10 protein-coding genes are annotated in these 12,777 nt (G+C 41.4%); 7 read left to right on the top strand and 3 right to left on the bottom strand.

Features of this window, described 5'->3' with window-relative positions; translation table 11 throughout:
• Together PQG45_RS02235 and PQG45_RS02230 are read right to left on the bottom strand one after the other, a co-directional pair.
• Nucleotides 1-1,290: a DEAD/DEAH box helicase gene (locus PQG45_RS02235; RefSeq protein WP_316070239.1), complete on the bottom strand. Its 1,290-nt coding sequence runs from the start codon at nt 1,288-1,290 to the stop codon at nt 1-3.
• A 212-nt stretch (nt 1,291-1,502) separates the two neighbouring features.
• A complete protein-coding gene (locus PQG45_RS02230) occupies nt 1,503-1,961 on the bottom strand; it encodes a hypothetical protein (RefSeq protein WP_316070238.1) in 459 nt (152 codons plus the stop codon).
• Between the two features lie 93 nt (nt 1,962-2,054).
• Here PQG45_RS02230 and PQG45_RS02225 point away from each other — a divergent pair, with 93 nt between their 5' ends.
• The 7 genes from PQG45_RS02225 (at nt 2,055) to acs (ending at nt 10,906) form a co-directional block, all read left to right on the top strand.
• A complete protein-coding gene (locus PQG45_RS02225; RefSeq protein ID WP_315576692.1) occupies nt 2,055-2,480 on the top strand; it encodes an IS1/IS1595 family N-terminal zinc-binding domain-containing protein in 426 nt (141 codons plus the stop codon).
• A 108-nt stretch (nt 2,481-2,588) separates the two neighbouring features.
• Entirely contained in the window at nt 2,589-3,971 is a 1,383-nt protein-coding gene (locus tag PQG45_RS02220) for a porin (RefSeq protein ID WP_316070237.1), read from the top strand.
• Between the two features lie 33 nt (nt 3,972-4,004).
• Entirely contained in the window at nt 4,005-5,561 is a 1,557-nt protein-coding gene (locus PQG45_RS02215; RefSeq protein ID WP_316070236.1) for an MFS transporter, read from the top strand.
• Between the two features lie 22 nt (nt 5,562-5,583).
• Nucleotides 5,584-5,802, top strand: a complete 219-nt coding sequence (locus PQG45_RS02210) for a DUF6814 family protein (protein WP_316070235.1) — start codon at nt 5,584-5,586, stop codon at nt 5,800-5,802.
• A 258-nt stretch (nt 5,803-6,060) separates the two neighbouring features.
• Nucleotides 6,061-8,631, top strand: a complete 2,571-nt coding sequence (locus PQG45_RS02205; protein WP_316070234.1) for a sensor histidine kinase — start codon at nt 6,061-6,063, stop codon at nt 8,629-8,631.
• A gap of 1 nt (nt 8,632) precedes the next feature.
• Entirely contained in the window at nt 8,633-9,004 is a 372-nt protein-coding gene (locus PQG45_RS02200; protein ID WP_316070233.1) for a response regulator transcription factor, read from the top strand.
• A 12-nt stretch (nt 9,005-9,016) separates the two neighbouring features.
• Nucleotides 9,017-10,906 carry an acetate--CoA ligase gene (gene acs, locus PQG45_RS02195; protein ID WP_316070232.1) on the top strand — a complete coding sequence of 630 codons (1,890 nt, stop codon included), beginning with the start codon at nt 9,017-9,019 and terminating at the stop codon, nt 10,904-10,906.
• Between the two features lie 184 nt (nt 10,907-11,090).
• Here acs and PQG45_RS02190 read toward each other — a convergent pair whose 3' ends face one another.
• Nucleotides 11,091-12,764, bottom strand: coding sequence for a sodium/sugar symporter (locus tag PQG45_RS02190; protein ID WP_315576704.1), 1,674 nt, complete (start codon nt 12,762-12,764; stop codon nt 11,091-11,093).
• Nucleotides 12,765-12,777: the final 13 nt, after the last annotated feature.

Below are 12,777 nucleotides of genomic sequence, written 5' to 3'. Positions count from 1 at the left end.
TTAATATGTATTCTTTTTGCCGTACCATTTACGGCCTGCTTTTGCTTTATCGAATGAACGCGGGTTTTCGGCAGGTTTTGCTGGAGCACCCGAACCAGCTGGTTTACCACTACGGTTAGGAGGTCCTTGCTTGGCTTTTTTCTCAACCGTTAAGACCTTCATGGGGTAGCGATGCGCTTCCACAACAGGTACTTTTTTACCAATAACCTTTTCAATATCCTTCAAATAGGCTTTTTCTTCAATATCACAGAAGGAAATCGCGGTACCATTAGCTCCCGCACGTCCTGTCCGACCGATGCGGTGAACATAGGTTTCTGGGATATTCGGAAGTTCAAAATTAATCACGTATTCCAAATCATCCACATCGATACCACGCGCGGCGATGTCGGTTGCAACTAATACTCGGGTTGTTTGGGCAGTAAAGTTCTTCAATGCAGTTTGACGCGCATTTTGGGATTTATTTCCGTGAATCGCTTCTGCTTTAACACCCGCTTTTAATAAGACCTTAACGACCTTATCAGCACCATGTTTCGTACGGGTAAATACTAGCGCCGTTTTGATTTTGGTATCTTCGAGGATATCGAGCAAAAGGGTGTTCTTGTTGTTTTTATCAACAAAATACACGGATTGGTTGATAATTTCCACTGTAGAAGAAACGGGCGTTACCGAAACTTCAGCGGGGTTACGTAAGATAGAGGCAGCCAATTGGACGATTTCAGGTGGCATGGTTGCCGAGAAAAACAAGGACTGTCTTTGACGAGGTAAAGCCGCCAACAACTTCCGTACATCATGAATAAAACCCATATCGAGCATACGATCGGCCTCATCCAAGACGAAATATTCTACGTTGGCAATCGACAAATGCTTTTGATTCATCAAATCTAATAAACGACCTGGCGTGGCAATAACCACATCGACACCGGCACGAAGCGCGGAAACTTGTGGGCTCTGCCCTACTCCACCGAAGATAACGGTGTAGTTTAAAGCGGTATGACGTGCGTAAGCCTTAAAACTCTCTCCGATTTGAATAGCTAATTCACGTGTGGGAGTTACGATTAAGGCACGAATTTTTTTCGGTTTTTGGAAGGTTTGCTTGGCATCCATCAATTGGATGATAGGCAAGGTAAAAGCAGCTGTTTTTCCGGTTCCTGTTTGAGCGCAACCTAAAAGATCGGTGCCTTTTAATACAATCGGAATTGCTTGAGCTTGAATGGGGGTTGGGTTAGAATAACCCTCCTCTTTGAGCGCCTTTAAGATTGGCTCAATGAGGTGTAAGTCTTGAAATGTCATATAAAATGAAGATGTGTGCTTATGAGTAATAACTGGAAATAACAAGCATCCTCATAATGATGCCGCAAGTTACGGCTTTATTTTGGCATTTCGCGCTTTCGGCCTTCAGCCGCGCGCGGTGGGTAACGCTGCCGGGGTCATGACCCCGGCAGCGTGGCTATTAACTTGCGAACGTTTTTTTAAGGACATAAATTGCCCAAGAAATTGATAAGCTACAAGCGAACTGCGGCTTGAATCTCTTCCGGTTTTTGTGTTCCAATCAATAGTTTTTCACCTGATTTAAATACAAGCTGAAGCCCTTGATTCCCCGCTACATTATATACTTTTCCTTGTCCATTAAACCCGTATTTGATTCCCCAGCCACCATATTCTTTAAGGGGACTGTAAGTCCGAACCTGTGCAGTTTCAATCGAATCCCAAGGGTAAAATTGCTCTTTCAAGTGAAAAGGAATGAAACGAACATAAATTCCCTCGTCGGTCAAGCGCGTAATCAAGCGCATCTGCCAAAAAAATATGGGCAATAACATGCCTATGGCATAGGAAACAATAGAACCAAGGTTTGATTGAGGGGGATCTTGGGCAATGGCATAAATTAGGGTAATCCACGAACCAAATAAAATAAGCCATAACCACCATTGAGTAAATCGCTGGTTCTCTTTAAATTCTGTCATTTTGTAATTCGAATAAACAAAAGTAAAAAGTTTCTCCGTTTATTACCATTTTTGGTAATTTTCTATAGCTTTGCTAAAATAATATAGATATCGATGGCATCCAATACACCCTGTCCGCAATGCTCCTCCTATGAAGTAGCAAAAAATGGCATTATCAACGAAAAACAGCGATTTAAATGTAAATCCTGCGGATACAACTTTACCGTATCCAAAATGGGCAAAAGCATCGATAGTTATTATGTGATCAAAGCGCTTCAGCTGTACATTGAAGGAGTGAGTTACCGCGAAATTGAGCGTCTATTAGGAATTAGCCATGTTTCCGTGATGAATTGGGTAAAAAAATACCGAATCAAAATCCCCAAACAAGAGTTCTATACCCCTACCTACCGCATCCTTAACCACAAAGAACTTTCTGAATTTGTAATCGTACCCGGGAACCTCAGTAACAAAGGCATGATTATCACGGAATTAGGCGACAAATTCATGGTGATTCAATGGACACGCATAAAAAGTATATAAATCTATATCAATTTAGCATTGCTATAGCAAAAGAATAGATTTCATTAGAATTAAGAAATATTTGCTCAACCAAAAAATGCAAATAAAACCCTTTAAACTTATATTCAAATGAAAACGTCTTCTGTTATTCTATTTGCCTTATTACTGGGAAGTTTTGGACTGAATGCCCAAGGTTCTCAAGATTATGGCGCCGGGTTAAAAATGAACTTCAACGAGAAGGGATCCAAGTACATGCGCTTTGTCCTTTGGAATCAAATTTGGGCCCGTTCCATCGACAACAATCCAGGCACCTTAGTCAATGGTACACCATCAGACAACACCCTGGATATCAGCGCGCGCCGCATTCGTATTTTGGCGTACTCGCAAATCTCACCACGCTACATGGTTGTTTTACACTTTGGTGTCAACAATCAATCGTTTGTACAAGGCGGCGGATCTGCTACTTCCGGAACTGGTGGCTACGGCGCAGGAAAAAAACCACAAATGTTTTTCCATGATGCCTACAGTGAATATGCAATCAAATTAGCTACCAAAGATAGCCCAAATACACTCTCCTTCGGCGCTGGCTTACATTATTTCAACGGAATTTCACGTATGACATCAGCTAGTACCTTGAACTTTTTGGCTGTGGATGCTCCCATCTTCAACTGGCCATTAATTGAGAATAGCGACCAATTTGCACGCTTGTACGGTATTTATGCAAAAGGAAAGCTCGGAAAACTTGATTACCGCTTGAATATGAACAAACCCTTTGCTACGAATTTAACTCCGACAAATGCTAGTACCTCAAATGCCGCAATCGCGGTAGATAACAACGGAGATAGCAAATTATCCACAGGAGGATATGCCATGTACCAATTCTTAGATCAAGAGTCAAACCTACTTCCTTATACAGTAGGTACTTATGTAGGAACGAAACGCGTATTTAATTTAGGTGCCGGTTTTTACAACCAACCGGAAGGAACAATCAGTCAAACGAATGGTCTTAAATCCAAACATGCAATCAATTCATTTGCGGTGGATGCATTTGTCGATATGCCTATCGGTGACAAAAAGAAAAACATGGCCATTACCGCTTATTCAGCATTATATCTAAATGATTTTGGCCCTAACTACTTACGAAATACAGGTATTATGAATCCAGGAACGATTGATCCAGCATATACAGGTACAAAAGCGTTAGCAGGTGCAGGAAATGCAAGACCTTTAGTCGGCACAGGATCTATTTGGTATACACAAGCAGGATTATTGTTGCCTAAAAACTCTGATAGTCCTAAATTACGTGTGCAACCCTTCGTAGCCTACACCTTAAAACAATTGGATGCATTGCCTGCCGCGGGTAGCTATTTTGATATTGGATCAAACTTCTACATCGACGGACACAATTCCAAAATTACCCTCCAGTATTCTTCACGCCCTATTTATTCAAGCAAGGATAATATCAGTGATTATAAAGGAGAATTTGTTATTCAATTTGCCAACTACCTATAAACTTATCTTATAAACCATTTAATCCAAAAAACTATGTCACAAAAAAAACAAAGCCTGGCGTACATCATTAGCGCCTCGTCAGTCGGCACACTCATCGAGTGGTATGACTTTTACATTTTCGGTTCCTTAGCAACCGTATTATCGACCAAATTTTTCCCAACGGACAATCCGACAGCTGCCTTCTTAAATACCTTAGCGACATTCGCAGCAGGTTTCGTGGTTCGTCCCTTTGGAGCCTTAGTATTTGGGCGCTTAGGTGATTTGATTGGCCGTAAATATACCTTTATGGTTACATTGATGTTGATGGGTGGCGCTACTTTTGCCATCGGTTTGGTTCCTTCATATGCGACCATTGGTGGTTGGGCTCCGTTCATCGTATTGACTTTACGTTTATTGCAAGGTTTAGCCTTAGGTGGTGAGTATGGGGGTGCAGCTACCTACGTGGCCGAACATTCACCAGCTGAGCGTCGTGGATTCTTCACATCATGGATCCAGACGACAGCTACGGTGGGTTTAGTTATTTCCTTGGGCGTTATTATGTTGACTCGTTCATCCATGAGCAAAGAAGCTTTTGATGATTACGGCTGGCGCGTACCCTTCTTGCTTTCGATCATCATGGTCGGCATTTCATTCTTAATTCGTCGCAACATGGAAGAATCTCCTATGTTTGAAAAGGCTAAAAAAGACGGTGCAATTTCTACGAATCCATTGAAGGAGTCTTTTGGCAATAAATTAAACTTAAAATTCGTTTTGTTAGCCCTTTTCGGCGCAACCATGGGTCAAGGTTTGGTTTGGTATACGGGTCAATTTTATGCGCAAACTTTCTTATTGAAAATTTGTAATCTAGATGACATTCAAACAAATACCATTTTAGTGATTGGTTTATTGTTGGGAACTCCCCTATTCATCTTCTTTGGTGCTTTATCCGACAAAATTGGCCGTAAAGGGATCATGTTAGCTGGTATGGCAATCGCAGTATTCGCGTATCGTCCCATCTTCGATAAAATGTACGAAACGGTTAGTGTGAAGAACAAAGAAGTGGTTGCAGGTTCTGAAAAAATCGAGGAGACAAAAGCGCTAAATGCTAAATCAACGGTTGATTCCTTAATCACAACTACGACTACACGTAGCTATACGGATGGAGCGACCTACAAAAAAGTAAGTAAATTGGTCGTATTAGCAGATAAAACAGCTGAAGCTCCGAAAGCTGATGTGAAGGAAACAATCACCATCAATGATTCTGATAAATGGACATTGATCGGAATGGTATTTTTGTTAATCTCCTTTGTAACAATGGCATATGGACCAATAGCCGCATTCTTGGTTGAGTTATTCCCGACCAAAATTCGTTATACATCGATGTCATTGCCATATCACATTGGAAATGGTATCTTCGGAGGATTGATGCCAGCGATTGCAACATTCTTAGTAACAACGGCAAAAGACACAAACAAAGTGGCTGAAGAAGCAGGCCAAGTGGCAAGCATAGCAAAACCGTATTTGGAAGGCTTGAATTACCCCATTGCTTTGGTCAGCGTATGTGTAGTCATTGGTTTCATTTACATCAAAGGCGACAAAAAACACGCCTAGTAACCTATAAAGAAAATTTAAAATGAACGCGATAAAGAAAATTTTAGGCCTTGTTTGGATTGCACTAGGTGTGGCAGCAGGCATTTATTTAGTGTATTTCCAAGCACTCCCGTTGTGGGAAAAAGGAGGAAACGATTTAGTACCTGCGATTATTTATACGTGTGTATTAGCTCCGTTAATTTCCATTGGAATGTCAGTATTTGGATATTACTCCTTGACTGGCGAGTTTGATAACGTATAATCAACAAACAAACTTACAAGCGCCCTACCTAGCATCATTCGCTAGGTAGGCGCTTGTTATATTAGCAGAATGCGAAACAACCGATTAATTTTAGTGGCGATAGTGTTTTTGGGATTATTAAATTTCCCCATTCTCCATTTTTTTGATTCGCAAAAAAGCGTCTTCGGCATCCCCTTTATTTACTTGTACTTCCTGGTGGTTTGGATTGGAGCCATCGTTAGCACAGGAATCATCTTAAATCGTAAATCAAAATAATACATGGGCGTTTGGGAGATAGCCTTCTTGTCAATTGCTTATTTGGGCATCCTTTTCCTTTTGGCTTTTTGGGCTGAAAAGAAAAAAGCGCAAAACAAAAGCTTGATAAACAACCCCCTTATTTATGCCTTATCCTTGGCTATATATTGTTCTGCATGGACATTTTATGGTTCCGTAGGCCAAATAACAAGCAATGGACTCAGTTTTCTAAGCGTCTATTTAGGGCCTACTTTAGTGATGATCCTCGCATGGGGATTTGTGCGAAAAATGGTTCGTATTGCGAAGATTCATAACATTACAAACATTGCCGATTTCATTTCAACGCGTTACGGCAAAGACAGCAGAATCGGTTTAGGGGTGACATTGATTTCCTTATTCGCTGGGATCCCCTACATCGGTCTGCAATTAAAAGCCATCGGGCAAAGTTTTGATTTAATCACACAATCCACGCCCAGCGCGACATTTTACCAAGACCCTTCTTTCTTACTTTTTATTTCACTCACCCTATTTATTTTGGTTTTAGGGCCCCGTAAGTTTGATTCTTCCGAAAAACACGAAGGCATGATTTTCACCATTGCCATGGAGTCAATCATCAAACTGCTAGCCTTTTTAGCCGTCGGAATTTATATTTCTTACCAAATTTACCAAGGCTGGGAAGCCGCACCACAGCTCAAAAATATCTCACTTCCGAGTATAGAAACCAACGGCGGATATGGCAACTGGTTTATCCAATTTATCCTCTGCGGAATTGCCTTTTTGTTTCTTCCTCGCGTATTTCATGTCGCAGTCGTTGAAATAGGTGAAGAAGAAAACCTTAAGCAGGCCTCATGGATATTCCCACTCTACATGTTGCTAATTAATCTATTCGTCATTCCGTTGGGAATTGCAGGATATGCTTTACTGAACTCAAGTGGATTAAACTCGGATTTATATGTGCTAGGATTACCGATCTATTTTCATTCCAAACTGCTAGCGTTCATCGTTTATTTCGGTGGATTTTCAGCTGCTTCGGGGATGGTCATCATGGAAACCATGGCCATCAGTTCCATGATTAGCAATAACCTTATCATGCCATTGTTATTACGACAAAAAGGCTTTTTTAGTGATAATCAAAACCAACTAGGCTCGATCAATCAAAACATTCGCCGCAGCATGATCGTGGCCATTATGCTATTAGGCTATATTCACTACCGCGAAACAGAAAGTTTAGTCAATCTAGTTTCCGTTGGGATGACTTCCTTTGTGATTGTGGCCCAATTTGCCCCAGCAACGATTCTTGGGATATATTGGAAAAAGGCCAGTCGGCAAGGAGCTTTGGCAGGTATTTTAATCGGATTTTCCATTAGTGCAGCCTTATTATTTCTACCAACTTTCGGAATTTCCACGGATGCATTTCGCATTGAAGGCTTAAACCCTGTTTCGAATGCCGCCTATTGGTCCATTACGTTCAATCTGTTAGCGCTTTATGCGGTTTCCATTATCAGCAAGCAAAACGGAAAAGATGCCAACCAATCCTATCTATTTGTGGATGTATTTGAGTATTCCAAAAACATCGAAAACTCAACAATCTGGCGCGGAAAAGCGCGATTGAGAGATTTAAGACAAGCGCTTACCGGGTTCATTGGCAAAATCAATACCGAGCAAAGACTCAAGCAAATCGCAAAGGCCAATAACCTATCCTTGAGCGAAATCTATGCTGACCCCATTTTGGTAACACAAACCGAGAAAATATTAGCAGGTTTTGTGGGTTCTACCTCCGCGCGATTAATCATTGCCGCCATTTCAAAAGAAGAACAAATTGGGATGTCGGAAGTCATCCACTTATTACAGAAATCAAGAGACCTTCAAGCCAGCAATGCTGAATTAGTTAAAATTGATGCGCAAAAGAATGAATTCTTAACCACGGTTACGCATGAAATTCGCTCCCCTATCACCTCGATTCGGTCACTTTCGGAAATCATGGTCGATCATGATGACATCAGTCCCGAGGAAAGAAAAGCCTTTTTGGAAACCATCATTCAAGAATCAGATCGATTAAGTCGGCTCGTCAACCAAGTCCTCGATTTAGAAAAATTAGCCGCAGGAAAAGTGAATTTTGATATGCGTCCCATCGATTTAGGAGCTGTTATCGAAAAAGCCATGCTGAATTTTACAGCGATAGCCCAACAAAATCAGGTTGATATTCAAGTAGATGTCAGTCAAAAACGGACCCACCGACAAATTGAAGGCGATTTCGAAAAATTGGTTCAGGTGATCATCAACCTACTTTCCAACGCCATCAAAAATGTGGAACCTAGCAAAGGACTGATCCAAATTCGTTTGTATGAAAATGCAACACATATATGCATGGATGTGGAAGACAATGGGTTTGGCATTGACCCCAAATTTCATGATCAAATTTTTGAGAAATTTAAACAAGTGGATAATCCCAATCGTAAAATTGACAGCTCTGGGTTGGGCTTATCCATTTCGAAAAAAATCATTGAAATGCACAAAGGAACGATTCATTTAGAGAGTTCATTAGGTCATGGCGCTAAATTTATCCTTAAATTACCAATTCAAAAAACCGCCTAACATGAGAATTTTAATCGCAGATGATGAGCCTGCCATCTTGATGTCACTCGATTTCCTTATGCGAAAGGAAGGCCATCAGGTATTTGTAGCGCGCGATGGTGAGGAAGCCATCCAACTCATCGAAAAAGAATTACCCGAAGTCATCATTTTGGACATCATGATGCCCAAGGTGGATGGATATGGCGTATGCCAACAAGCCAAAGCGTTAAAACCCACCTATCAACCAGCGGTCGTTTTCATTTCGGCAAAAATCGCTGAATCTGATATTGAAAAAGGCTACGAAATGGGTGCAGATCTATATATCCCAAAGCCCTTTTCGAACCGAGACTTGGTGAAAAAAATTAATGAATTATACGAGAAACTAAAAAACTAACCTACATACAACATGAGAATTACATCATTAGCACAATACCATGAGGCCTACGCTGAAAGTGTAAATCACCCAGAGCGATTTTGGGCAAACATTGCCAACGAATTCGATTGGATTAAGCCATTTACCAAAGTTTTAGATTGGAGTTTTGACGATTATTCTGTCAAATGGTTCGAAGACGGCCAAATGAATATAACGGCCAATGCGCTAGATCGCCACTTGAAAACCATTCCAGACCAAGCCGCAATCGTTTATGAACCCAACGAACCCGGCGACGAGGCCATTACCTTGACCTATCGTCAATTGCATGCTCGCGTTTGTAAATTCAGTAATGTATTGAAAGCGCAAGGTGTCAAAAAAGGAGATCGCGTTTGTATCTACATGCCGATGATCCCAGAATTAGCCATCGCTGTATTAGCCTGTGCACGCATCGGGGCAATTCACTCGGTGGTTTTTGGAGGTTTTTCTGCGCAATCGATTTCGGATCGTATCAATGATTCCTTATGCAAGATTGTCATTACAACGGACGGCGCGGTTCGTGGAAATAAAAACATCCCGATGAAAGAAACCGTGGATGATGCATTGCTTTCATGTCCATGTGTAGAAACGGTCATTGTTAAAACACGTACCAAGACTCCCGTAGCCATGTTGAAAGGCCGTGACCTTTGGTGGGAAGAGGAAGAAGCACAGGCATCTGCTGAATGCGCTCCAGAGCCGATGAATGCGGAAGATCCATTATTCATTCTGTATACCTCAGGATCTACAGGCAAACCGAAAGGTGTTGTACATACTTGCGGAGGATACATGGTTTACACAGCATATACCTTTGCTAATGTTTTCCAATATAATCCGGGCGATGTATTTTTCTGCACAGCTGATATCGGTTGGATCACAGGTCACTCCTATTTGGTTTATGGACCTTTATTGAATGGCGCAATTTCTGTTTTATTTGAAGGAATTCCGACTTACCCAGATGCAGGTCGTTTTTGGGACATCATCAAACGTCATCAAGTGAACATCTTCTATACAGCTCCTACGGCGATTCGCTCATTGATGGGCTTCGGCGACGAGGTGTTGGAAGGCAAAGATTTAAGTTCGCTTCGCGTATTAGGCTCCGTAGGAGAACCGATCAACGAAGAAGCATGGCAATGGTACCATGAGAAAATTGGTCAAGGCAATTGCCCTATTGTCGATACTTGGTGGCAAACCGAAACGGGAGGATTAATGATTTCCCCTATAGCAGGCATTACACCGCTAAAACCAGCCTTTGCTACGCTTCCATTACCAGGAGTTCAACCGATTTTAGTGGACGAAAATGGCAAAGAAATCGAAGGAAACGGTGTCAATGGAAACTTATGCATTAAGTACCCATGGCCTTCCATCATTCGTACAACCTACGGCGACCATGAGCGTTGCAAGACAACGTATTTCTCGACGTACAAAGGACTTTATTTTACGGGAGACGGATGTATGCGTGATGAGGATGGCTATTACCGCATAACAGGGCGCGTGGATGATGTGATGAATATCTCTGGACACCGAATCGGAACTGCCGAGGTGGAAAATGCTATCAATATGCACACGGGAGTCATTGAATCCGCTGTAGTAGGATTTCCGCATGATGTCAAAGGACAAGGAATCTATGCTTATGTTATCTGCGAACACCCAACCATAAACGATGACTTAACACGCAAAGATATTTTGGCTACTGTTGCTCGTGTCATTGGACCTATCGCTAAACCGGATAAGATTCAATTCGTCACAGGTTTACCTAAAACCCGTTCAGGCAAAATCATGCGTCGTATATTACGGAAGGTGGCTGAAGGTGAGTTTGGAAGCTTAGGCGATACATCGACCTTATTAGATCCAAGTGTGGTGGATTCGATTATTGCCGGGGCGCAATAAGATAGAGTTAAGAGTGAAGAATGAAGAGTGAAGAGTTAAGAGTTAAGAATATAGTAATTGCCCGAGGTGAAAACTTCGGGCAATTATTTTACAAAAAAACCCCAGAATAAATCCTGAGGTTTTTTCGTGAGCAATAAAGTGAGTCCGTACTCTTAACTCTTCACTCTTACTTCTTAACTCATAACTACCAGAAATAGGTATACAACATCAACAACATCATCACAATAATCACAGAACCTACGATGAATGAAGGTGCCAATTTGAACATCTTCGCATCGATTTCCAAGCCTTTTGGATTGTTCTTAGACTCAGGATCTAGCAATGAAATTACGACCATCGAAGTGATACAGAATGTAAATACCCATCCCATACGATCAATGAAAGGAATCACATACATGCCATCTGCATCTTGGAATGATGAGTAGAAGATGCTATCAGTAACTCCTGTCCATGTTGGAATGTACTTGGAAACCACGGAGAAAGTCACACCACCTAACAAGGCGAATAATGCTGCCTTTGAAGTAGTACGTTTCCAGAAGAATCCCATGATAAACAAGGCAAAAATACCCGGTGAAAAATACCCTGTATATTCCTGAATGAATTGGAAACCACCTTTCTTATCAATGCCCATAAATGGAGCAATTAAAATAGCAATGATTATCGCAGCAACCACCGCAATACGTCCAATCGAAACCAATTGTTTCTCAGATGCATTGGGATTGATGTAGTTCTTATAAATATCCAACGTGAAAATCGTTGAGATTGAATTCGCCTTACCCGCCATCGAAGCAACAACCGCAGCTGTTAATGCGGCAAAGGATAAACCTTTCAGGCCAACAGGCAATAAGTTTAACAATACTGGGTATGCATTATCCTTACTCAAAACCCCATCCTTCATCATTTCTTCTTGGAACATACCGTCTTTCCATAATAAATAAGCAGCAATACCGGGTAAAACCACGATAATAGGCATCATCATTTTCAAGAAAGCAGCGAACATAATACCGTTACGCGCCGTAGGCAAATCAGCCCCTAACGCACGTTGCGTAATGTACTGATTACAACCCCAATAGTTCAAGTTGACAATCCACATACCTCCAATTAACACCGCCAAACCTGGCAATGATGGATAGTTTGCATTGTCTTTGCTAAATATCAAGTGGAAGTGATCCGGGGCTTTTGTCATTAAATGATTTAAACCATTGACAACTCCGTCACCACCAAATCGTTCAGAAACTAAATTTAAAGCCAAATAAGAAGTAACCAAACCTCCTAATACTAAGAATACTACTTGAATAACGTCTGTATAACCAATAACCTTCATACCACCTAGCGTAATAACGATGGCAAATGCCGACATGGCAATCATACAAACCGTGAAGTCTAATCCTGAGATCGTCGAAACCGCTAACGCACCCAAATACAAAATAGAAGTTAAGTTAACCGCGATGTATAATAACAACCAGAAAACGGCCATAATTAAACTCACAGTCGAATTGTAGCGTCTATTTAAAAACTGGGGCATGGTGAAAATCTTATTCTTCAGGTAGATTGGCATGAAGAAAATCGCAACGATTAAGAGCGTCGCTGCCGCCATCCATTCATACGTTGCAATCGCTAAACCCATTTGGAATCCGTCACCTGAAGTTCCGATAAACTGCTCTGCCGAAATATTTGATGCAATTAAGGATGATCCAATCGCCCACCAGGTTAATGAACCTTCGGCTAAAAAGAAATCATTTGAATCCGCAATTTTTGACTTTTTCTTGTTGTAAATCCAGTAACCGTAGCCTGAAACGACAATGAAATAGAATAAAAATACGAGGTAATCGAGCAGCTGTAAACTATGTGCTTGCATAAAACGAGGGTTT

It is taken from the genome of Aquirufa regiilacus, from assembly GCF_032470275.1.
Taxonomy (GTDB): Bacteria; Bacteroidota; Bacteroidia; order Cytophagales; family Spirosomataceae; genus Aquirufa; species Aquirufa regiilacus.
This window is presented reverse-complemented; position numbering and strand designations above follow the sequence as displayed.

Excerpts from the sequence above, each read along its gene's own strand:
- PQG45_RS02235 (WP_316070239.1), bottom strand. The coding sequence starts at position 1,290 with ATGACATTTCAAGACTTACACCTCATTGAGCCAATCTTAAAGGCGCTC.
- PQG45_RS02230 (WP_316070238.1), bottom strand. The coding sequence starts at position 1,961 with ATGACAGAATTTAAAGAGAACCAGCGATTTACTCAATGGTGGTTATGG.
- PQG45_RS02225 (WP_315576692.1), top strand. The coding sequence starts at position 2,055 with ATGGCATCCAATACACCCTGTCCGCAATGCTCCTCCTATGAAGTAGCA.
- PQG45_RS02220 (WP_316070237.1), top strand. The coding sequence starts at position 2,589 with ATGAAAACGTCTTCTGTTATTCTATTTGCCTTATTACTGGGAAGTTTT.
- PQG45_RS02215 (WP_316070236.1), top strand. The coding sequence starts at position 4,005 with ATGTCACAAAAAAAACAAAGCCTGGCGTACATCATTAGCGCCTCGTCA.
- PQG45_RS02210 (WP_316070235.1), top strand. The coding sequence starts at position 5,584 with ATGAACGCGATAAAGAAAATTTTAGGCCTTGTTTGGATTGCACTAGGT.
- PQG45_RS02205 (WP_316070234.1), top strand. The coding sequence starts at position 6,061 with ATGGGCGTTTGGGAGATAGCCTTCTTGTCAATTGCTTATTTGGGCATC.
- PQG45_RS02200 (WP_316070233.1), top strand. The coding sequence starts at position 8,633 with ATGAGAATTTTAATCGCAGATGATGAGCCTGCCATCTTGATGTCACTC.
- acs (WP_316070232.1), top strand. The coding sequence starts at position 9,017 with ATGAGAATTACATCATTAGCACAATACCATGAGGCCTACGCTGAAAGT.
- PQG45_RS02190 (WP_315576704.1), bottom strand. The coding sequence starts at position 12,764 with ATGCAAGCACATAGTTTACAGCTGCTCGATTACCTCGTATTTTTATTC.